The organism is Pseudarthrobacter sp. C1 (genome assembly GCF_034720455.1).
In the GTDB taxonomy this organism is placed as follows: domain Bacteria; phylum Actinomycetota; class Actinomycetes; order Actinomycetales; family Micrococcaceae; genus Arthrobacter.
On record NZ_JAYESK010000013.1, the window covers coordinates 19,774 to 42,012 of the forward strand.

Annotated in this window: 17 protein-coding genes and 3 tRNA genes; 9 read left to right on the forward strand and 11 right to left on the reverse strand. The window is 66.7% G+C overall.

The window, feature by feature from the left end; all coding sequences use genetic code 11:
• Window positions 1–56: 56 nt before the first annotated feature.
• On the reverse strand, window positions 57–1,508 hold the full coding sequence (locus U7114_RS17565; protein WP_416235569.1) for a dihydrolipoyl dehydrogenase family protein: 1,452 nt from the start codon (window positions 1,506–1,508) through the stop codon (window positions 57–59).
• An 82-nt stretch (window positions 1,509–1,590) separates the two neighbouring features.
• Window positions 1,591–1,667 (reverse strand) — tRNA-Arg (locus U7114_RS17570).
• 277 nt (window positions 1,668–1,944) lie between these two features.
• Between U7114_RS17570 and U7114_RS17575 the strand changes: the two genes are divergently transcribed.
• Window positions 1,945–3,780 carry a phosphoenolpyruvate carboxykinase (GTP) gene (locus U7114_RS17575; RefSeq protein WP_323058107.1) on the forward strand — a complete coding sequence of 612 codons (1,836 nt, stop codon included), beginning with the start codon at window positions 1,945–1,947 and terminating at the stop codon, window positions 3,778–3,780.
• A 149-nt stretch (window positions 3,781–3,929) separates the two neighbouring features.
• On the opposite strand, the gene U7114_RS17580 is transcribed toward U7114_RS17575, so the two are convergent.
• From U7114_RS17580 to U7114_RS17595, 4 genes are all read right to left on the reverse strand, one after another.
• Complete coding sequence (locus tag U7114_RS17580) at window positions 3,930–5,090, reverse strand: globin domain-containing protein (RefSeq protein WP_323058085.1); 1,161 nt, start codon at window positions 5,088–5,090, stop codon at window positions 3,930–3,932.
• Window positions 5,091–5,231: 141 nt separating this feature from the next.
• Entirely contained in the window at window positions 5,232–5,681 is a 450-nt protein-coding gene (locus tag U7114_RS17585; RefSeq protein ID WP_323058086.1) for an Rrf2 family transcriptional regulator, read from the reverse strand.
• Window positions 5,682–5,696: 15 nt separating this feature from the next.
• A complete protein-coding gene (locus U7114_RS17590) occupies window positions 5,697–6,185 on the reverse strand; it encodes a hypothetical protein (RefSeq protein ID WP_321215342.1) in 489 nt (162 codons plus the stop codon).
• Between the two features lie 6 nt (window positions 6,186–6,191).
• Window positions 6,192–7,610, reverse strand: a complete 1,419-nt coding sequence (locus tag U7114_RS17595) for a phosphomannomutase/phosphoglucomutase (protein WP_321215343.1) — start codon at window positions 7,608–7,610, stop codon at window positions 6,192–6,194.
• 143 nt (window positions 7,611–7,753) lie between these two features.
• On the opposite strand from U7114_RS17595, the gene U7114_RS17600 reads away from it, so the two are divergent.
• Entirely contained in the window at window positions 7,754–9,964 is a 2,211-nt protein-coding gene (locus tag U7114_RS17600; protein WP_321215344.1) for a RecQ family ATP-dependent DNA helicase, read from the forward strand.
• Between the two features lie 140 nt (window positions 9,965–10,104).
• On the opposite strand, the gene U7114_RS17605 is transcribed toward U7114_RS17600, so the two are convergent.
• The 4 genes from U7114_RS17605 to U7114_RS17620 form a co-directional block, all read right to left on the reverse strand.
• Window positions 10,105–11,538 (reverse strand): MFS transporter, encoded by a 1,434-nt coding sequence (locus U7114_RS17605; protein ID WP_323058087.1) that lies wholly within the window; start codon window positions 11,536–11,538, stop codon window positions 10,105–10,107.
• Window positions 11,539–11,662: 124 nt separating this feature from the next.
• A tRNA-Ser gene (locus U7114_RS17610) sits at window positions 11,663–11,750 on the reverse strand.
• 102 nt (window positions 11,751–11,852) lie between these two features.
• Entirely contained in the window at window positions 11,853–12,407 is a 555-nt protein-coding gene (locus U7114_RS17615; protein ID WP_321215346.1) for a GNAT family N-acetyltransferase, read from the reverse strand.
• On the reverse strand, window positions 12,377–14,602 hold the full coding sequence (locus U7114_RS17620; protein WP_323058088.1) for a prolyl oligopeptidase family serine peptidase: 2,226 nt from the start codon (window positions 14,600–14,602) through the stop codon (window positions 12,377–12,379). Before U7114_RS17620 ends, U7114_RS17615 begins: the two co-directional genes overlap by 31 nt.
• 84 nt (window positions 14,603–14,686) lie before the next feature.
• Here U7114_RS17620 and U7114_RS17625 point away from each other — a divergent pair, with 84 nt between their 5' ends.
• Window positions 14,687–16,627, forward strand: coding sequence for an FAD/NAD(P)-binding protein (locus U7114_RS17625; RefSeq protein ID WP_323058089.1), 1,941 nt, complete (start codon window positions 14,687–14,689; stop codon window positions 16,625–16,627).
• 109 nt (window positions 16,628–16,736) lie between these two features.
• Here the strand turns inward: U7114_RS17625 and U7114_RS17630 are convergent.
• Window positions 16,737–16,824, reverse strand: a tRNA-Ser gene (locus tag U7114_RS17630).
• Window positions 16,825–16,931: 107 nt separating this feature from the next.
• Here U7114_RS17630 and U7114_RS17635 point away from each other — a divergent pair.
• The 6 genes from U7114_RS17635 to U7114_RS17660 all read left to right on the forward strand — a co-directional run.
• Window positions 16,932–17,915, forward strand: coding sequence for an NAD(P)H-quinone oxidoreductase (locus tag U7114_RS17635; RefSeq protein ID WP_157239150.1), 984 nt, complete (start codon window positions 16,932–16,934; stop codon window positions 17,913–17,915).
• Between the two features lie 38 nt (window positions 17,916–17,953).
• Entirely contained in the window at window positions 17,954–18,487 is a 534-nt protein-coding gene (locus U7114_RS17640; RefSeq protein WP_321215350.1) for a PadR family transcriptional regulator, read from the forward strand.
• A gap of 94 nt (window positions 18,488–18,581) precedes the next feature.
• Window positions 18,582–18,866: a DUF1540 domain-containing protein gene (locus U7114_RS17645; RefSeq protein WP_157239147.1), complete on the forward strand. Its 285-nt coding sequence runs from the start codon at window positions 18,582–18,584 to the stop codon at window positions 18,864–18,866.
• A gap of 232 nt (window positions 18,867–19,098) precedes the next feature.
• Entirely contained in the window at window positions 19,099–21,402 is a 2,304-nt protein-coding gene (locus tag U7114_RS17650; protein ID WP_321215351.1) for a carbon starvation CstA family protein, read from the forward strand.
• On the forward strand, window positions 21,399–21,602 hold the full coding sequence (locus U7114_RS17655) for a YbdD/YjiX family protein (RefSeq protein ID WP_157239143.1): 204 nt from the start codon (window positions 21,399–21,401) through the stop codon (window positions 21,600–21,602). The genes U7114_RS17650 and U7114_RS17655 overlap by 4 nt, the downstream gene beginning before the upstream one ends.
• A 77-nt stretch (window positions 21,603–21,679) precedes the next feature.
• Window positions 21,680–22,239, forward strand: a 560-nt coding sequence (locus U7114_RS17660; protein ID WP_323058090.1) for a bacterial proteasome activator family protein, incomplete at its 3' end; no start/stop codon positions are given.

The window sequence follows — 22,239 nt, forward strand, 5'->3', positions numbered from 1 at the left end:
CAGCTCCAGCCTAACTAAACTGACCGGTCAGTTCAAATAGCGGCTGGTTCGACGCCCTACAGGCCGTATTTCTCCAGGAGCCGCAGCCAAACCTCACTGATCGTGGGGTAGGAGGGGACCGCATGCCACAGCCGGTCAAGCGGGACCTCGCCCACGACGGCGACCGTTGCGGCGTGCAGGAGCTCGGCGACGTCCGGGCCGGCGAACGTGGCGCCCAGCAGTACCTTCCGGTCCTCGTCGACCACCAGCTGCGCCCACCCCTCATAGTTCTCCGAATGCAGTGAAGACCCGGCAACCTGGATGGGGAGTTCCACCGAAGAGGCGTTGTAGCCGTCCTCGCGGGCACTTTCCAGCGTGCGGCCTACGGTGGCAACCTCAGGATCGGTAAAGACGACGTTGGGTACGGCATGCTGGTTGGCGGTCTGGGAATAGCGGCTCCAGTCCGCCGGCCGCCCGGTCAGTTCGCCCTTGGCCCGGGCCGTGATGGCGTCGCCCGTCGCCCGTGCCTCGTACTTTCCTTGATGCGTCAGCAGGTTCTTGCCGGCCGCGTCCCCCACCGCATACAGCCACGGGTCGTCGCCCGGGATGCCCTCCACCAGGCCGGAACTATCCGTACTGAGGGTCAGGCGGCCGTGGCTGTCCGGCTCGATGCCGACGCTTTCCAGCCCCAGGCCCTCAAGGGCGGGGTGCCTGCCCGTGGAGACGAGGACCTTGTCAGCGATGACCGTTGACCCGCCGGCCAACTGCAAACTGAAGGTGCCGTCGTCGTTCGCAGTGATGCCCTCCGTCACGGTATTGAGCCGGATGTCCACGCCGTCCGCTCGCAGGCCCGCGGCAACCAGGCTGGCTGCCTCCTCCGGATAGTTCCCCAGCAGCCTGCTGCGCGCCACGAGCGTCACGGCGGATCCGAGGCGGGCGAACGCCTGGGCCAGCTCCGTCCCGGCAACACCCCCGCCCAGGACAGCCAGCCGCTCCGGAATTTCGCTGGCCGAGGTGGCGTCCCGGGTTCCCCAGACCTGCACGTCCTCGAGCCCTTCGATCGGGGGCATGTTCGGCATTGACCCTGTGGCCAGCACCACCGCGTGTCGCGCCCGCAGCAGGTGGGAGGTGCCGTCCAGCCCCGCAACCTGGACCGCCTTGGGAGCCGTAAGCCAGGCATGGCCCCTGATGAGGTCGATGCCGGAGTCCTTGACCCAGGCAACCTGGCTGTCATCCTGCCAGTTGGACGTGAAATGGTCCCTGCGCTTGAGCACTGCTGCAGCATCCAGGGTCCGCGTGACGGCTTCCTTGGCGCCCGGCGTCGTCTGCGCAGAGTGCAGCGCCGTTCCGGGCCGAAGCAGGGCCTTTGACGGCATGCATGCCCAGTAGGAGCACTCGCCGCCCACCAGCTCCGCCTCCACCAGCACCACGGAGAGGCCGCCCTGGACGGCGCGGTCCGCAACGTTTTCCCCCACGGCGCCTGCGCCGATCACCACAACGTCAAATTCCTGCTTCACAGGCTCGGGCATCATGGGGACAGCCTACGCCCGGGAGAATGCGGACGTGGGTCAACGCAAAAGGTCCGCACCGGCGAACCGGTGCGGACCTTGTTGGTGCGCCCAAAGGGATTCGAACCCCTGACCTTCTGTTCCGTAGACAGACGCTCTATCCAGCTGAGCTATGGGCGCATTCCGTGTTCCTGGAGAAGAACCGCTCTCCCTGAACCTCGAATTACTTTACGCGAGGGTTGGCTGGGATGCCAAATCGAGGGGCGTGTAATCTCGGCTACTAGACCGGTATAGGTGACCTTCGTCACTTTGTCGTAGAATTTCAGCTTGAAGTTCCTTGATTTCCCGCGGAATTCCATTTCTGTGGCCTCAAATCGTCAGCATACGTCCCAAAAACCCCAGTGGTCCGGACCATAGCATTTAGGACACACCGATGAACCCGAGGAAGGGAACCGAAATGGGCGATCTGGCGCAGAAGCCGCTGCTTGAGAAAGCACCCACCACACATGCCGGTCTGCTGGCGTGGGTCGAAGAGGTTGCAGAGCTAACGCAGCCGGACCGCATCTACTGGGTGGACGGGTCCGAAGAGGAAAACACCCGGCTGACCGATGAACTGGTGGCAGCCGGCACCCTGACGCGGCTGAACCAGGAACTGTTTCCGAATTCCTTCGCTGCCTTCTCCGACCCCGCAGACGTAGCCCGCGTTGAGGAGCAGACGTTCATCTGCTCGGAAAACAAGCGTGACGCCGGGTTCACCAACAACTGGATGGCTCCCGCCGAGATGAAGGAAAAGCTGCGCGGGCTGTTCGCCGGCTCCATGCGCGGCCGCACCATGTACGTCATCCCCTTCGTCATGGGCCACCTTGACGCTGAGGACCCCAAGTTCGGCGTCGAGATCACGGACAGCGCCTACGTTGTTGCCTCCATGCGGATCATGGCCAACATCGGAACCGCGGTGCTGGACAAGATCACCGAGACCAACGCGTTCTTCGTCCCTGCCCTGCACTCGCTGGGGGCCCCGCTGGAACCCGGCCAGGCCGACGTCGCATGGCCCTGCAACCCGGACAAGTGGATTGTCCACTTCCCCGAGGAACGGTCCATCTGGTCCTTCGGCTCGGGCTACGGCGGCAACGCCCTCCTGGGCAAGAAGTGCTACGCCCTCCGCATCGCCTCCGTGATGGCCCGCGACGAAGGATGGCTGGCTGAGCACATGCTCATCCTCAAGCTCACCTCGCCGGAGAAGAAGTCGTACTACCTGTCGGCGGCCTTCCCGTCGGCCTGCGGCAAGACCAACCTGGCCCTCCTGGATCCCACCATTGAAGGCTGGGAAGTCGAGACCCTCGGCGATGACATCACCTGGATGCGGATCGGCAAGGAAGGCGAACTGCGCGCCACCAACCCGGAGGCCGGCCTGTTCGGTGTCGCTCCGGGCACCGGCTGGGGCACCAACCCCAACGCCATGCGCGCCATCGCCAAGGGCCACAGCATCTTCACCAACGTGGCCCTCACGGACGACGGGGGCGTGTGGTGGGAGGGCATGACGGACGACGTTCCGGCCCATCTCACCGACTGGGAGGGCAACTCCTGGACTCCGGATTCGGACAAGCCTGCCGCCCACCCGAACTCCCGGTTCTGCACGCCCATCTCCCAGATCGACATGCTGGCCGAGGAATACTACAGCCCCGAAGGCGTGGAGCTTTCCGCCATCCTCTTCGGCGGCCGCCGCAAGACCACGGTTCCCCTGGTGACCCAGGCCCGCAGCTGGACAAACGGCATTTTCATGGGCTCCACGCTCTCCTCGGAGACCACGGCCGCCGCAGCCGGCCAGGTGGGCAGGCTCCGCCGCGACCCCATGGCCATGCTCCCGTTCATCGGCTACGACGCCGGCGACTACCTCAAGCACTGGATCAGTGTCTCGGGGAAGGCCAACCCCGAGCGGCTGCCGCACATCTTCCTGGTGAACTGGTTCCGCCGCACCGCCGACGGCGGCTTCGCCTGGCCGGGCTTCGGGGACAACGCCCGGGTCCTGAAATGGGCCATCGAGCGCATCGAGGGCAAGGCCGCTGCCGTGGAGACGCCTATCGGCTACGTTCCCACCGGTGACTCGCTGGACCTCACGGGCCTGGACCTTACCCACGCACACGTGGAGGAGGCTGTCCGCGTGGACCGGGAGGAATGGGACGCCGAGCTGGCGTCCATCGAGGACTGGTACGCGCAGTTCGGCGATTCACTCCCGGACGCGCTGCGTGCCGAGCTGGACGCCCTGAAGGAGCGCATGGCTGACCACAGCTGACCAGCCGGCATCAAGCAGGCATAACGACGGCGGCGCCGCACCTTTTGGGAAAAAGGTGCGGCGCCGCCGTCGTTCCCCACCGGCCCGCCATCGATTGCTCCGCACCTGTCGTTATGGAACTCCAAAACGACAGGTACGGAGCAATCGATTCAGCTGGCGAGCCAGATGTCGGGGCCGAACACTTCGTAGTGGATCCGGGTGGCCGGGATGCCGGCGTTGATGGCTTCGTTGCGGATGTTCTTCATGAACGGCAGCGGGCCGCACAGGTACAGGGACGCATCCGCCGGCAGATCCACCTCACGCAGGGACATGAAACCTTCCCTGGCTCCGTCCACGGGCTCTTCGAGCCACAGCTGAAGCTCGGCGCCGTCCAGGCGCTCGACGTCGTCCGTCATCTGGCTGCGCAGCGCCCAGCTGTCCAAGGTGCTTTCCGCGTGGAGCACCAGCACCTGCCGTTCGGACCCGGCCTCTGCCAGGGACCGAAGGATGGAAGCGGTGGGGGTGCAGCCGATGCCCGCGGACGCCAGCACCACCGGCCCGTCGCCCTCCTTCAGGGTGATCTCGCCGTAGGGGTTGGAGATCTCCAGGACGTCGCCAACCTGCACGTTGTTGTGGAGCACGGGGGAGACCTCGCCGCCGTCGTCAAGCTTGGTGGTGAAGCTTCGGCTGGTGCCGGCCTCGCCGGAGAGCGAGTACTGGCGCACCTGGCGAAGGCCTTCCGGCAGGGTCACCTTGACGCTGATGTACTGGCCGGGAAGGGCCGGGGTGACCGGGGTGTCGTCGGCCGGTTCGAGGGTGAAGGTCATGGAGCCTGCGCCGGCGGGGGTCTTGGCCGCCACCCGCCACGGCATCCACATCCGGTCATTGGCCTGGGCGGCGTAGAGGCCCTTTTCGAGCTTGATCAGGGCGTCGGCCATCAGCCAGTACACCTCGGTCCAGGCTTCCGCGATTTCCGGGGTGATGACCTCCGCCAGGTCCTCGGCGATCGCGGCGAAGAGGTGCTCGTAGACCACCTGGTACTGCGGTTCGGTGATGCCCAGGGAAGCGTGCCGGTGGGCAATGCGGGAGAGGACGGTCTCGGGAAGGGTGCCCGGGTTGTTGACCAGGTGGGTGGCGAAGGCCGCGATACTGCCTGCCAGCGCCTGCTGCTGGTTGCCGGAGCGCTGGTTGGAGCGGCTGAACAGGCCGTCCAGGAGTTCGGGGTGGGCGGCGAACAGGCGGGCGTAGAAATTGGGGGTGATAGCGCCGATCCGGGATCCGACGAGGGGCAGCGTTGCTTCAATGACGGGGCGGGATTTTTCCGAGAGCATGGGAACTCCTGAGGTAGTGACCGGGGCCTTCGTCCGGCCTTTGCGAATACCTGCATTCAAAATGCTGGTTTTCATACCCAATTTCTACATGTTGTAGAAGATGGAAGCAAATCGCCCGGTAATACAGGCATGGCCCGGGTATCAGAGCCCCGGGCGGAGACCGATCATGCTGAAGACCGGGGCCATTTGGCTGGACACGGGGAGGTCCGCAATGTTGACGGAATCGAGTTCGTGGTAGAACGCCTCGCGTGCCCTGGACAGCGCGGAGCGGAGCCGGCATTCATTGATCAGGGGGCAGTTCCCGCCGGGAGCCACGCAGTCTGCCGCGTCGGTCCGGGTATCGAGCTGCCGCAGGACCTGCCCCACGGTGGCATTGCGGCCGGCGTGGCTAAGGCGGGAGCCGCCGGTCCGGCCGCGGACCACCTCGAGATATCCGAGGGTGCGCAGCTTCGCCATCGCTTTGCTGACGTGGTTGTAGGGCGTCCCTACGGAGTCGGCGATGTTCTGCGTGGTCAGCAGGGCGCCCGCGGGAGCTGCCGCAAGCACCATGAGGGCGCGCAGGCTGACGTCGGCGAAGGCGTTGATCTTCATGGCGGCGCGGCCGGTCTAGTCCACCCAGATCGCGGGCTCGCTGGCGTCGGCCGCCAGCTCCCCAAATTCCCATGTCTGGGTACCCGCGTTCGCCGAGTAAGGCAGCACGGCAGCAAAGACAGAGCCGTCGCGGTGCTCCGCCGCCACGTGGATGGCGTCCGAGTCCTCCTCTACCAGCAGGATGTCGCAGACCACGGCGGCAGCCCGGAAGTCCTCCCGGTTCTGCCGCAGCAGGGCTGTGAGGTCGCTGATCATGGCGTCGGCATCAAAGTCGCCGTCCGAACCTTCCGCGGCATCTGCCGGCGAGACGGCCACCAGCCGCACCTCGCCGTCGTTCTGGACGGTCAGGGCGAAGGGCAGGAAGCCGCCGCTGCGGTGGAGTTGCTCCTGGGCGGCACTGACGCCCGTGCCCAGGAGGTTCTCCAGATCCGTGGCGGTGGCTTCCGGCACCGAGCCGCGCCAGGAGCCCTGTTCTTCGGAGCCCGGCTCCGGGGTCTGTGTCACGCTTGCCTACGCCCGGACAATCGACAGGACCCGGTCCCGGACCCGTTCCATGGTGGCGCGGTCGGTCGCCTCGGCGTTGAGCCGGAGGAAAGGTTCGGTGTTGGACGGACGCAGGTTGAACCAGTAGCTGCCGTCATTGGCCGTGAACGTGCTGCCGTCCAGGGTGTCGATGGTGATGTCCTCGTCCGCGAAGGCAGCGCGTACGCGCTCGACGGCGGCGGGCTTGTCGTCGACCTCGGAGTTGATCTCGCCCGAGCTGACGTACGGCTCGTACTCGCGGCCCAGTTCCGAGAGGGGGCCGTCCTGTTCGCCCAGGGCTGCCAGGACGTGCATGGCCGCCAGCATGCCCGTGTCCGCGTTCCAGAAGTCACGGAAGTAGAAGTGGGCTGAGTGCTCCCCGCCGAAGACCGCGCCTTCCTCCGCCATGACCGCCTTGATGAAGGAGTGGCCCACGCGCGTGCGGACTGCCCGGCCGCCGTCGTGCTCCACGAGCTCTGACACGGCGCGCGAAGTGAGGAGGTTGTGGATGATCGTGGGGGTTGCCTCGCCCAGGGCCTTGGCGCGGGCAATCTCGCGGCGCGCCACCATGCCGGTAATGGCCGACGGCGACACGGGCTCGCCCTTCTCGTCCACCACGAAGCAGCGGTCGGCGTCGCCGTCGAACGCCAGGCCGATGTCCGCACCGTGTTCCACCACTGCCGCCTGCAGGTCGCGGAGGTTCTCCGGTTCCAGCGGGTTCGCAGGGTGGTTGGGGAAGGAACCGTCCAGCTCGAAGTACAGGGGGACGATGTCCAGGGGCAGCTTGGGGAGCAGGGTGTCGCCCAGCACTGCAGGGGTGGTGAGGCCTGCCATGCCGTTGCCGGCGTCCACAACAACCTTCAGCGGCCGGGAACCGGACAGGTCCACGAGCTTGCGGAGGTATTCGGAATAGTCCTTGAGGACGTCGCGGACACCGATGAGGCCGCGCTTCGCCGCGGCCGGGATGGTGCCGGTGTTGAGGTACTGCTCGGCGAGGGCCTGGATGTCCTTAAGGCCGGATTCGGAAGAAATGGGAACGGCTCCGGCCTTGGACATCTTGATGCCGTTGTAGCCGGCCGGGTTGTGGCTGGCGGTGAAGGTGGCGCCGGCACGGTTCAGGTAACCGCAGGCGAAGTACAGTTCGTCCGTGGAAATCAGGTCCAGCAGCTCAACGTTGGCGCCGCGGGTGGCTGCGCCGTTGGCGAAGGCCTTGCTGAATTCCGGGGAGGACGGGCGCATGTCGCCGCCCACCAGGATGGTCTGGCCTTCGAGCTGGAGGACGTCCACGAAGGCGGCGCCCACGGCTTCGACGATTTCGGCGGTGATGGACTCGCCCACGATGCCACGGACGTCGTACGCCTTGAAGGATGCCGAAAGGTCAAAAGTCGTTGTCTGTTCGCTAGTCACGGGCTTTATCTTACGTGGGCCGCGGAAGTGGCTGTGGAGGACGGGTGGGGGCCGGCGTATGTGACGCGAAGCTGCGGTGGCGGGGTTTCCACATAGGGCGCTCCGGTGTGCCTCGTGTCGGAGGCGGCTGGGATACTGAATCAATGGTCGATAACCAGCACGCCACCAACCTCATTGAACCCGCAACCGTTCCTGAACCGGCAAATGCCGGCGTCCTTCCTTCTTCGGCAACCCACGCGCAGGCGCTCGCCGTTCTCCGTGAGCTGGTGGGCAACCCGGCGGCCGGTTTCCACGAGGGCCAGTTTGAAGCCATCGAGGCACTGGTGGATGACGGCCGTAGGGCTTTGGTGGTGCAGCGTACGGGTTGGGGAAAATCGGCAGTCTATTTCGTGGCCTCCCTGCTCCTGCGCCGCCGCGGGGCCGGACCCACGCTTATCGTGTCGCCACTCCTCGCCCTCATGCGGGACCAGGTAGCCGCGGCTGCCCGGGCAGGAGTGCGTGCCGTGGCCATCAACTCCGCGAACCAGCTGGAATGGGACACCGTCCGCGAACAGCTCGCCGCTGACCAGGTGGACGTCCTGCTCGTGTCCCCGGAACGGCTGACCAACCCCTCCTTCCGCGAAAACCAGCTTCCCGAACTTATCCGGCGCACAGGCCTGCTGGTCATCGACGAGGCACACTGCATCTCAGACTGGGGCCACGACTTCCGGCCCGACTACCGCAGGATCGCCGACCTGATAACCCAGTTGCCGGATTCGGTTCCCGTGCTGGCCACCACAGCCACCGCCAACTCCCGGGTGGTTCACGACATCGAAGAGCAGCTCGGCGCCGGCGTCCTCACCATCCGTGGTGCGCTGGGCAGGGATTCGCTGCGGCTGGGAGTCCTGTCACTTCCTGATGCCAAGCAGCGCCTGGGCTGGCTGTTGACGCATCTGGCCGACCTTCCCGGCAGCGGCATCATCTATACGCTGACGGTGTCCGCGGCTGAGGACACAGCGCGCCTCCTGGCGGAGGCCGGCCACGAGGTGCTGGCCTATACCGGGCGCACGGACCCCGCAGACAGGGAACGCGCCGAACAGCTCCTGAAGGACAATGAGGTCAAGGCGCTGGTTGCCACGTCCGCGCTAGGCATGGGTTTTGACAAGCCCGATCTCGGCTTCGTGGTCCACCTCGGAGCGCCGTCCTCGCCGGTGGCTTACTACCAGCAGGTTGGGCGTGCCGGCCGTGGGGCGGCGAACGCCGATGTCCTGCTCCTGCCGGGTGCCGAAGACCGGGACATCTGGCAGTACTTCGCCACGGCTTCCATGCCGTCGGAGGAAAAAGCCGCCGCCGTCCTCACGGCGCTCGCCGAAGCAGGCACCGCACTGTCCACAGTTGCCTTGGAAGCCAGGGTGGACCTTCGACGCACTCCGCTGGAACTGCTGTTGAAAGTCCTCTCAGTGGATGGCGCCGTGGAGCGGGTGGGCGGTGGATGGCGGTCAACTGGCCGGCCCTGGGCATACGACGCCGAGCGGTACCGGCGGATAGCTGAGGCCCGCGTGGACGAGCAGGACTCCATGGTGATCTACCAGGACACTGCCGGCTGCCGGATGGAATACATCACGTCCGTGCTTGATGACGAGACCGCCCACGCCTGTGGCAGGTGCGATAACTGCGCCGGCCGGTGGTTCCCGGCGGAGATTGCCGAGCAGGCCACCGCGGCGGCCGGCCAGACCCTCAGCAGGGCGGGCGGAGTACTGGAATCGCGGCTGCAGTGGCCCAGCGGCATGGACCGCCTTGGTGTTCCGGTGAAGGGGAAGCTCAAACCTGCAGAAGGAGTCTCCGAGGGGCGGGTCCTCGCACGGCTGACAGACCTGGGCTGGGGCGGGGCATTGCGGGAGCTGTTTGCGGCCGGCGCGGGGGACCGGCCCGTTGACCCGGGCATGCTTCAGGCATGCGTCCAGGTACTGCGCGAATGGGCCGGCGGTGACCCGCGCAACCCTGCGTGGAGCGGTGCCGGACGGCCGGCCGCCATTGTCAGCATCCCGTCGCGGGGCAAGCCTGAGCTGGTGGGGTCCCTTGCGAAGGGAATTTCGGAGATCGGACGCATCCCGTACCTCGGCGAGCTTCAGTTGGCCCACGGTGGCCCCACGGGAAACCGCGGGGGCAACAGCGCCTACCGGCTGGCGGGGGTGTGGGACCGTCTGGTGGTGGGGCCGGAGCTTGAGGCCGCGCTGGGCTCGTTGCAGGGCGGCAGCGTGATGCTGGTCGATGACATCGTGGACAGCAGGTGGACGCTCACCGTGGCGGGCCGGGCTCTTCGCCAGGCCGGGGCTGGTGCTGTGCTTCCGCTGGTGCTGGCCCAGGCGGGCTGACTCTGGGTTCGCTAACCTAATCCGGCAGGGCTTGGACCCCGCAGGGCCTGGACGCGCAGATCTTGGACCCCGCAGGGCCTGGACGCGCTGCGCTTGGACCCCGCAGGGCCCGGACGCGCTGGGCCTGGACCCCGCAGGGCTTAGACCCGCTGGGCCCCGCGCCGGCTGACTTCCGCTCCGGCATGCCGTGGCAGGAACAGGCTGTCCGCCGTGCTCGCCAGCATCAGCACTGCCATGGCGAGGAATGCGCCGCGGAAAGGTCCGGCGGAATCAGCTGGAAAGCTGTTGAGCCCGTCGAACAGCCGGATGAGCAAGGCCCCAATGGCAATGCCCGCAGCAGTGGCGAGCTGGACCAGGGTGGCAGACACAGTATTTGCCGAGGTGAGCTGCGCCGGCGCGATGTCGGCGTACTGGACCGACGCGTAGGCGGAGAACCCGATTGAGCGGAAGGCGCCGCTGCAGACCAGCAGGGCAAACGTCAGCGGCTCTGGCGTTTCTGCCGTGAGCAGGGCGCAGAGGATGAACGTGGCTGCAGAGGCAAGGGAGGCGAAGACGAGCATCGCCTTGAAGCCAAAGCGCCGGATCAGCGGCGTGGTGGCCGGCTTGATGCCGATGTTGCCGATGAAGACGGCCGCCACCATGGCACCTGCGTGCAGCGGGGACCAGCCGAACCCGGCCTGGAACATCAGCGGCAGCAGGAAAGGGACGGAGCTGATGGCCAGCCGGTAGGCGAACCCGCCGGTGGCCATCGCCCTGAACGTGCGGGTGCTGAAGACCCCGAGGTCAAAGAGTGGATTGGGGGTCCTGCGCATCCAGAACACGGCGCAGGCTGCAGCCGTCACGCCGAAACCTGCGCTCAGGGCCGCCCAGGGGGCGGCAGGATGGGCGCTCACCAGTTCAAGGCCAGCCACCAGGGCGCCCACGCCCAGCGTGGTCAGGGACAAGCCCACCCAGTCCAGCCGCCGCCCGCCGTCGCCCGCGGCAGCAGGAACCAGCCGGAGTGCCGCAAGCAGTGCGGCCACACCCAGCGGGAGGTTGATCAGGAAGATCCAGTGCCAGGAAAGATAGGTGGTCAGGGCCCCGCCTACCAGCGGTGCGAGCACTGGCGCCAGGAGCCCGGGCCACACCAGGAACGCAGTGGCGCGCAGGAGGTCCGCCTTCGGCGTCCCGCGAAGGACCAGCAGGGTTCCCACCGGCACCATCATGGCGCCGCCGAATCCCTGCGCGGTCCGGCTGAGGGTGAGGGCAACCAGGTCCTGGCTGAGTGAACAGGCCAGGGATGCTGCCGTGAAGATCGCAATGGCAAGGCAAAAGATGCGTCGGGCACCAAAGCGCTCAGTCAGCCAGCCGCTGAGCGGGATACCCATGGCAACGGTCAGCAGGTACGCCGTCATGGTGATGTTGACGTCCGCGGCGGGCACCCGGAAGTCGGCAGCGATGTTGGGGATGGCCGTGGTGAGGACTGTGCCGTCAAGGAACTCCATGAAGAAGGTGGCGGCCACCAGGAGCGCCAGGCGGGGGCTCCACGCCTGCACCGTGCCGTGCGCCTCATCCACCGTGTCGCTTGCTGCCATCCGACAATCCTGCCACCGCCGGGACGGGCAAGGCGCCGGGTGTCCGTCCCACGGACGGATACGTCCGGGGCGTTGAACCTGCCGGGGAACGCAAAAGGCCCCGGTCCAGGACCGGGGCCAAACGCGGAGACGGGGGGATTTGAACCCCCGGTGGAGTTGTGCCCCACACTTCATTAGCAGTGAAGCCCATTCGGCCGCTCTGGCACGTCTCCAATTGCTATTCCTAGCCCACCAAGGATACGCAGAACGGGGCATGCAGTGCAAAACGGATCGCCCGGGCCTCCAAAGGACTCCCCGGCTGCCCGGTGCGGGCTTCACCCCGGCGGCTGTCCGCCCCGGACCATCCTGATTTCGCGAAGGTCTTCCCACCCGGGAATCACGTCGGCGGCGCCGTCAGGTTCAAACCCGAAGTGCCGGTAGAAGCCAATGGCGCGCTGGTTGTCGGCGGCCACCCACAGGCTCGCCGCCTCATTGCCCAGCGCTGCCGCCAGGAGGCGGCGGCCCAGGCCCAGCCCCTGGTGCGACGCCAGCAGGTACAGCCCCCACAGTTCCAGGTCCCCGGACGACGGCGGCGCAAACCCGTGCGACGCGGCCCCAGGCTCCCTGCGGATGCCGGCAAACCCAACTACCGTGCCGCCGTCGGACGCCACCCAGGCATGCGCGGGTTCGGCGGCTTCCAGCAGGTGGCGCCACAGCTGCAGCCGCGAACCGGTCTTCTGCGAGGCCAGGAACCCGTCGGACAGCATCCCGCGGTAGGTCTCCTGCCAGCAGAGGACGTGAACCTCGGCCAGCCGCTCCACGTCGGAGGCCGCCGCCCGCCGCACCTCGAGCGCCATCGCTACGAGGCCCCGCCCGCCAGTGCCTTCCACAGGAAGTGCTGGCTGCGGGCCTGCAGCGCCGCAGCCTGCCGGTTGTCCGACGCCCCTGCGTGGCCGCCCTCCAGCGCCTCATGGAACCAGACGTTGGGGATGCCCATGGCCAGCATGCGGGCTGCCATCTTGCGCGCCTGGACGGGGCCAACCCGGTCGTCGGAGGTGGCCGTCCAGATAAACGTCTCCGGGTACTCAACCCCGTCCTTGAGCAGGTGGTAGGGGGAAAAGGTCTTGATGTACTCCCACTGTTCCGGGACGTCAGGGTCGCCGTATTCGGCAATCCAGGAGTGCCCGGCCGAAAGCCTGGTGTAACGGCGCATGTCCAGCAGCGGCACGCCGCATGAGACAGCTCCGAAAAGCTCCGGGTACCGGGTGAGCATGTTGCCTACCAGCAGCCCCCCGTTGGACCCGCCGACGCAGCCCAGCCGCTCCCGTGAGGTGACTCCCCGGGACAGAAGATCCCTCGCAACGGCCGCGAAGTCCTGGTACGCCTTGTGCCGGTTCTCCTGCAGCGCCGCCCGGTGCCACGACGGCCCGTATTCGCCGCCGCCGCGGATGTTTGCCACGACGTAGACGCCGCCCCGGGAGTGTGGTGCCCCGCCGTCCGCGTTTGGGGCACCGGACGTGCGCCGTTCCAGCCAGGCCCTGCCCACCGTGCCGCTGTACGCCGGCGTGCGCGAAACCTCGAATCCGCCATATCCGGAAAGCTGGGTGGGGTTCTGCCCGTCCAGGGCCAGGTCCCGGGAAGCCACCTGGAAATACGGAACCCGGGTCCCGTCGTCGGACACGGCGAAGTGCTGCTGCACTTCATAGCCGCCGTCATCGAAGAACGACGGCGACGCCTTGACCACCGCGTGCCGGCTCACCACGCCGGGGGGACCGGACGCCGCACGCTCCAAGCTGCCGCGCAGCAGCGTGGTAGGGGTGGTAAAGCCCGTGGCGACGAGCCAGAAGTCGTTGCCCGCACCGCCGTCGGCCTCGTCTTCGTCGTCCACTGCGTAGGCGTTGACGTCATGCAGCGGCGGGCAGGCATCCAGCGGCGACGACGCCCACGCTGCCTGGGCATTGTGCGTTGGCCGGGAGGGATCCAGCACCCGGATTTCGGAGGACACGTCCTTCAGGAGGTTCAGCAGCAGGAAGTCCCGGGTCCAGCTCCAGGACTGCAGGGACGTATTCGCATCCGGGGTGAACAGCACGGCCAGGTCGGCTGAACCGGCCAGGTAATCCTCGAACCGGGCAGCGAGGAGCGAGCCCGCCGGGTACGTTGACGTGCCAAGCACCCAGTCCTGGCGTGGCCGGAACAGCAGCCATTCCCGATGCGCGCTGACATTCACATCGGTGGGCACGTCGATCTGGACCCAGGATCCTTCACGCAGCACCAGGTTCCTGCGGTTGAAGAAATCGATGTAGTCAACGGCGAAGGTGCGCTCAAAACCGGGGGTGGAATCGTGGGCAACCACGGCCATCATGTGGTGCTCGGGGACCTCGAACAGCCGCGGCGCTCCGGCCAGGGAATCCCCGCGTTTGAGCGTGACGGCCGTCCGGGCGTAGGAGGAAGCGGTCTTCGGCAGCCCGTCGGCGGTGGAGGCCACCAGCAACGTTTCCGCGTCCAGCCAGGAAACGTTTCCCTTCGCCGTCGGCAGGTCAAAACCGCCCTGGGCGGGGTCCACGAATGTCCTGCCCTCCACGTCGAATTCGCGGTAACGGTTGGCGTCGCCGCCGTCGGGGGAGAGGGCAAGAAGTGCATGCCGGTATGGTTCCCCGGAAGCGGGGCGCAGGAAGGTGGCGCCGTGGAAAACCCATTCCTGGCCCTCGGCTGCCGCCAGCGCGTCGACATCGAGCAGCACATCCCACTCGGGGGAATCCGTGCAGTAGCTCTCCCAGGTGGTGCGCCGCCACAGGCCCTTGGGGTTCTTCGCGTCCTTCCAGAAGTTGTAGTACCAGTCACCGCGCTTCCCCACCATGGCGATCCGGTCCGTGGAGTCCAGCACCTCCAGGATGCTGCCTTCCAGTCCGGCGTAGTCCGCGTCCTCCAGGAGGTCCTCCGTGCGCGAATTCTGCTCTTTCACCCAGGCAAGCTGCTCCTCGCCGTAAATGTCTTCGAGCCAGGCGTTTTCGTCAGTGGGCTCGGGCGCGATGTCCTGCGGGCCGGTTCCGGAGGCGGGCGCTGGATCAGCTTCAGTGGTGGTCATGCGCCCCATCCAAACAACACCGCGGACGGCTGGCAAGTCAAGCGTTCAGCCCACACTCTGTTTCCAGCCCGTACGCTGGATGGCGTGGAAAAAACGCAGAGCATCCGGACCGCCATCATCGGCGCAGGTCCGCGGGGCACCAGCGTGCTGGAACGCCTGCTTGCCCGCCGTGCTGCGCAGATCGCTTCCGGTGCAGGAACGGTGCGTCTCCACATCGATGTCATCGACCCCTTTCCGGCGGGCCCGGGGCACGTGTGGCAGCCGCAGCAGTCCCGGCTGTTCCTGATGAACACGCAGTCCTTCTACCCCACGCTGATCCCCGAGGACCCTGACCTGGCGTCGCCGGTCGCAGGAACCACCTTCGACCTGTGGCGGGCGCGCCAGCAGCGCAACCCCTCGCCGTCCCTAAGCGGGGAGGACCTCGCTGAACTGGCCGCCCTGGGCCCGACCGGCTTTCCCAGCCGGGCCCTCTACGGCCGTTACCTTCGCAGCACGCTGGAGGAGCTGACGTCCAAAGCGCCCGACGGCGTCACCATCGACTTCCACGAAACGTCGGCACAGTCCGTGTGCCCCGCGGGGGACGGAACGTTCGACGTCGGCCTGGCCACTGGAGACAGGCTGCGCACCGACGCCGTAGTGCTTGCCTTGGGCCACGTCCCGTCCCGCCTGAACCCCGAACAGCGCGAACTGCAGGCGTCGGCCAAGCGGTTGGGCCTCCGATACTTCCCGCCGGCTGTACCTGCGGACGTGGACTGGTCCCTGGTTCCCGCAGGGGAGCCCGTCCTGGTCCGCGGCATGGGCCTGAACTTCTTCGACACCATGGTGCAGCTGACCGAGGGCCGCGGCGGAAAATTCATCAGCAACGGAACGGCGCTCAGGTACGAGCCTTCGGGCCAGGAACCGCGGATCATTGCCGCCTCCCGCCGGGGAACGCCCTACCGGGCGAAAGCTGCCCTGGACGGCTACTACCCGGCGTCGGTCACCCTGCGCTACTTCACCGAAGCGGCGCTGGAACGGTTCCGCACCGCAGGAATCCGCCCGGCGTTCGACCACGATTTCTGGCCGCTCCTGCACCGTGACGCTTTGTGGGCGTACTACTCCACCCTGGTGCGTTCCCAGCCGAACGCGGTACCGGATCCGGCGGCCTTCCTCGCCGCACTCGATGAGGCGCTGCATCCGCACGCGCACAGTGCCGCGAACTGGGAAGACAGCGTGGAGAGCGTGCTGGCCGTGCACGTGGGGCCACGGCACCGGCTGGACCTGCCGGCGCTCGCCGCACCCCTTGCCGGACGATCCTTTGCCTCACGCACCGAACTCGATGCCGCCGTCGTCGACTACCTGCTGGACGACGCCCGCCGGTCCGCGCTCGGGGAAGATGACCCCGTGAAGATGGCCATTGGGGCACTCCACCACGGGCGCGCCGTGCTGAAGACAGCAGTGGCCGACGGCGGCATCACCGATGAATCCTGGGTGGCGGGACTGCGTGGCTGGTTCGAGTCGTTTGTGGAAGGACTCGCGAGCGGGCCTCCGGCCCTGCGCTCCGAGCAGCTGGCGGCGCTGGCCAGGGCGGGGGTGGTGAGCTTCGTGGGTCCAGACCCCAAGTTCTCAGTGGACCGGAAGAACGCCGCCTTCACGGCGTCGTCACCTTGGGTGGCCGGAGCTCCGGTGGCTGCCCGGACCATGGTGGAGGCGCTCGCGCCCGGTAACCGGGTCTCGGCCAGTGATTCGCCGGTGCTGGAGCAGCTGCTGGCGGACGGCCTGGTCCGGCCGCGGCTGATGATGACGGTGGAGGGTGCCCCCGTGCAGTCCACCGGCCTGGATGTGGTGCCGCATCCCTACCGTCCCGTGGCAGCCAACGGCTCGGTGACCGGAGGCCTGTACGTGCTGGGACTCCAGCTCTCATCGGTCCAATGGGGCACGGCCATCGCCGCCGAGGCCATCCAGCCCGGCGGCCCAAACTACCGCAGTGGCCAGCGGACCCTTCGCGACGCGGACGAAATCGCCGGGGCAATACTCGCGCTGTAACTGCCCGGAGGTTGCTTCAAGCAGTCGGAACCCGGCGCCCGCAGGCTTTTGCCGGCAAAACGAAGGACCCCTGCCCGCCAGCATGCTGGCGGACAGGGGTCCTGTTTCGCGGAAGGTAAGAGATTCGAACTCTTGGTACGGGGTTACCGCACACTAGTTTTCAAGACTAGCTCCTTCGGCCGCTCGGACAACCTTCCTCACCCAGTAGTGTTTCATAGGCACTTGCCTGCAACAAAACAGAACCCGGAACGCGTCCGGTGCACACTGGTTGCACGCAGTATTCAGTCAGAAACGGGAGTGTTCCATGAAAGCCGTCTATATTTCGGAGCCGGGCGGCCCGGAAGTTCTGGAGGTCCGCGAGGTGGAGGCCCCGGTACCGGGTCCCGGAGAGGTGCTCATCGACGTCGTGGCGGCCGGCCTGAACCGGGCGGACGTGCAGCAGCGGAGGGGTTTGTACCCGCCGCCGCCCGGCGCATCGGAAATTCCGGGCCTTGAAGTATCCGGCCGGATCGCCGGGTTCGGTCCCGGCGTCACAAAGGCATTCTCCCTCGGTGACAAGGTGGTGGCGCTGCTGGCCGGCGGCGGGTATGCGCAGCAGGTGGCGGTCCCGGCCGAGCAGGTCCTCCGGGTGCCCGACGGCGTTGACCTGGTGACCGCGGCCGCCCTTCCCGAGGTTGCGGCCACTGTCTACTCCAACCTGGTGATGACGGCCCAGCTGCAGGCGGGCGAGACCGTCCTGATCCACGGCGCAACGGGCGGGATCGGCACCATGGCCATCCAGCTCGCCAAGGCCCTCGGCGCCAAGGTTGCCGCAACTGCAGGATCTGACGAAAAAGTGAGCACGGCCAAAGCCTTCCTGGGGGCCGACATCGCCATCAACTACGCCGAGGAGGACTTTCCGGAAAGCCTTCGCCGCCAGAACGGGGGCAAGGGCGCAGACGTGATCCTCGACGTCGTGGGCGCCAAGTACCTGGCCCAGAACGTGGACGCGCTCGCTGACTACGGACGCCTGGTGGTGATTGGACTTCAGGGCGGAAGGAAGGGGGAGCTCGACCTGGGGCAGCTGCTGAAGAAGCGCGCCGCCGTCGTGGCCACCGCCCTGCGGCCGCGGCCGGTAGCGGAAAAAGGCGCCATCATGAACGCCGTCCGCGACGCCGTGTGGCCGCTGGTCAGCAACGGATCGGTCAGGCCGCTGGTGGCAAAGACGTTCCCGCTGGACCAGGTGCGCGCCGCCCACCGGTATTTCGACACCGGCGACCACGTGGGCAAGGTCCTGTTGGTCATGTAGGTCCGGCACACCGACGCCCGCCAAGTACAAGGAACAGCATGTCCATCCGCCACAGCCTCCTCGCCCTGTTGGAGGACCAGCCCCGCTACGGCTACCAGCTGCGGGTTGAATTCGAGAACCGCACCGGCGCCACCTGGCCTTTGAACATCGGGCAGGTGTACACTACGCTGGACCGGCTGGAACGCGATGCCCTGGTGGCCAGGGACGGCGACGACGGGAACGGCCACGTGGTGTACAGCATCACCGCAGCCGGCAGGACCGAAATCCGGAACTGGTTCGCGGCACCGGTGGAGCGGAACAACCCGCCCCGCAACGAACTGGCCATCAAGCTGGCGCTGGCCGTCACCCTGCCCGGCGTCGACGTCAAGGCCGTCATCCAGAGCCAGCGTGTGTCCTCCATGAAGTCGCTGCAGGACTATTCGAAGGCCCGCCGGGACATGGCGCTGAACCAGCGCGCCGGTGACACCGCGTCGCTGCTGGTCCTGGACTCACTCATCTTCCAGGCGGAGGCGGAAGTCCGGTGGCTGGACTTGTGCGAGGCCAGGATGATCCAGCAGGGACAGGGGAAATAGGTCACACAATTGGGTCTTTTTGAATGACCCGGACAGGCATACCGTAAGTCCCAGGAACCGTCCGGCCGGGCGGTGGAACAAACGGAGGAAGCTCATGACAACGCACGTCGCCGACTGCAGCGTAACGAACTGTTCCTTTAATGACCACACCAACTGCAACGCCGCCGCCATCACTGTGGGCGGCGCCGAAAACCACGCCCGCTGCGCCACGTTCATCGAGACCGGGATCCACGGCGGACTGCCCAAGGTCCTTGCCGACGTCGGGGCGTGCCAGCGCGCCGAGTGCGTCCACAATGACCACCTGATGTGCAAGGCCACCGAGGTCCACGTCGGCCCCGGCGCCGACAACGCTGACTGCCTCACCTACTCACACGCGTAAGGGGGCAGCTTTACGCAGTTCCCACGAGCCAAGGCCCCCGCCCGGACCTTCCGGACGGGGGCCTTGCCTGCGTTGACGCAGGCACAACTGGCAGCCCGGGTCCGGTCGTTCGTCGCCGCGTCCACTCCGCTCGCCGCACGTTTCTGCGGCAGCCGGCAGAATGCCTCCGGATTGTGACTGCGGCTTGGTAGGGTGCGTGACAGAAGACGCATAACAATCTCAAGGAGGAGACATGGCCGAAACGCCTGATCAGCGGGGTAGTGCATCCGGAGGCAGGGGCGTGGCCGCCACCGATCCGGCGCTGCCGCCGACAGCGGTGGATGAAGCGGTCCGTGAGGCCGAAGAGCGGAAATGGACACCGGGAAAGATCGCGTTGTGGGCTGCGATTGCCCTCCTCGGCGGCGTGGCATGGTTCATGCTGGCCATCATCCGCGGCGAAACCGTGAACGCCATCTGGTTCGTGTTCGCCTCCGTGTGCACCTACCTGATCGGCTACCGCTTCTACTCCAAGGTCATCGAGCGCTACATCACCAGGCCTGATGACCGGCGTGCCACTCCGGCGGAGTACAAGGCCGACGGCAAGGATTATGTCCGGACGGACCGCAATGTCCTGTTCGGCCACCATTTTGCCGCCATCGCCGGCGCCGGGCCGCTGGTGGGCCCGGTCATCGCGGCCCAGATGGGCTACCTGCCGGGCACTATCTGGATCATCATCGGCGTCGTCCTTGCCGGCGCCGTCCAGGACTACCTTGTGATGTTCTTCTCCATGCGCCGCGGCGGCCGGTCGCTGGGCCAGATGGCCCGCGAGGAACTGGGCGTCATCGGCGGCACGGCCGCCCTCATCGCCACCCTGCTCATCATGGTGATCATTGTGGCCATCCTGGCCCTCGTCGTCGTCAATGCCCTGGGCGAGAGCCCATGGGGCGTCTTCTCCGTCGGCATGACCATTCCGATTGCGCTGTTCATGGGCATCTACCTCCGTTACCTGCGGCCCGGCAAGGTGATGGAGGTTTCGCTGATCGGCTTCGTCCTGCTGATGGCTGCCATTATCGGCGGCGGCATCGTGGCGGAAACCCCGTGGGGGGCGGACATCTTCAGCCTCGACAAGGTGACCATCGCCTGGGGCCTGATCATCTACGGCTTCATCGCCGCCATCCTGCCCGTGTGGCTGCTCCTGGCACCGCGTGACTACCTCTCAACGTTCATGAAGATCGGCGTGATCGTGATGCTGGCGCTTGCCATCATCGTGGTCCGGCCGGAGATCACCGTTCCCGCGTTCAGCGAGTTCGCCAGCAGGGAAAACGGTCCGGTGTTCCCGGGCGCCCTGTTCCCGTTCCTGTTCGTCACCATTGCGTGCGGTGCCTTGTCCGGCTTCCATGCACTGATTTCGTCCGGTACCACACCCAAGCTGGTTGAAAAGGAGCGGCAGACCCGTTTCATCGGCTACGGCGGAATGCTGATGGAGTCCTTCGTGGCCATCATGGCCCTGGTGGCGGCAATCTCGATCGACCGCGGCCTTTACTTCGCCATGAATTCCCCCGCGGCGCTGACCGGCGGCACGGTGGAGACAGCAGCCACCTGGGTCAACAGCCTGGGCCTGGCCGGGGTGAACATCACGCCTGACCTCCTGAGTGAAACCGCCGCCAACGTGGGTGAAGAAAGCATCGTTTCGCGTACCGGTGGCGCTCCCACGCTGGCCGTGGGGCTCGCCCACATCATGCAGCAGTTCATCGGCGGCACCGCCATGATGGCCTTCTGGTACCACTTCGCCATCATGTTCGAGGCCCTTTTCATCCTCACCGCTGTGGACGCCGGCACCCGGGTTGCCCGGTTCATGCTGCAGGATTCGATCGGCAACTTCATCCCCAAGTTCAAGGAGCACTCCTGGCGTCCCGGGGCCTGGCTCTGCACCGCCATCATGGTCGGTGCCTGGGGCGCTGTGCTGCTCATGGGCGTCACCGATCCGCTGGGCGGCATCAACACGCTGTTCCCGTTGTTCGGCATAGCAAACCAGTTGCTTGCCGCGATTGCCCTGTCCGTGTGCCTGGCCATCGTGGCGAAGCGGGGAACGTTCAACTACCTGTGGATCGTCGCGCTGCCGCTAACGTTCGCCGCCGTGGTCACCATCACGGCGAGCTACCAGAAGATCTTCTCGTCCACCCCGGCTGTCGGCTACTTCGCCAACAACGCGGCCTTCAGCAAGGCACTGGCCGAGGGCAAGACCTCGTTCGGCACCGCCAAGACGGTCCCGGCCATGGAGGCCGTGGTCAGGAACACGGCGATCCAGGGCTGGCTGTCTGTGATCTTCGTGGTGCTGAGCATCATCGTGATCGCGACGGCGCTGCTCGCCACTGCCAAAGCGTTCCGCAACCGCGGGGACGCCGCCGCCACGCGCGGCAACGAGGACCCCGCCCGCCCGTCGCGTGTCTTCGCCCCTGCCGGACTCATTCCCACTCCTGCCGAGCGCGAGTTGATGGCTGAATGGGAGAAAGTCCCCGCGGAACTGAGGTTCGAAAGGGCGGGCCACCACTCATGACGGCCGGACTCGTTGTGCTCAAGCGGCGGTTCCGCGGCTTCGCCCAGTACTTCAGCGGAGTCCTGGGCGCGGACGCCTACGCCAAGTACCTCGAGCACCACAGGGCGGCCGGGCACGGGGAGGCGCCCCTCACGGAGCGCGAGTTCTGGCGCGACCGGACCGACCGCCAGGACAGCAACCCGCAAGGCCGGTGCTGCTGATTGAGCTTGCAGCGTACAAGCCGCCGGGAGGGATCATCCAGGGGTTCCGGGTGGATCGCTCATGAGAGTATGAACGCATGAGCGATCCACGAGACACTCAATCAGCCGAGGACCTCCCGGTAGAAGGCACTCCCATCGATGAGTGGCAGCCGCCGGTGCCCCCGCCGTCCGCACCTGCCGATCGCAGGAAGCCCAAGGGCAGCAACATCCAGGACTTGGTGGATGAACCGGCCAAAGTCATGCGGATCGGAACCATGATCCGGCAGCTCCTGGAAGAAGTGAAGTCTGCACCGCTGGATGAGGCTGCGCGGGGCAGGCTTGCTGAGATCCACGCGCGCTCCATCAAGGAGCTGGAGGACGGGCTGGCTCCTGAACTGGTGGAGGAACTGGACAGGATCAGCCTGCCCTTCCCCGACGAGGGCACGCCGTCCGACGCTGAACTCCGGATAGCCCAGGCCCAGCTTGTCGGGTGGTTGGAGGGATTGTTCCACGGCATCCAGACGGCCATCGCTGCCCAGCATGCGGCCCGGGAGAATGCGGCCGCGCAGATGCAGCTCCGGCAGCTGCCGCCCGGCACCATGATCGCCCCGGGAGTGGTCATCGGCGAGAACGGGGAACCGCAGCGCGCCGGCGCCGG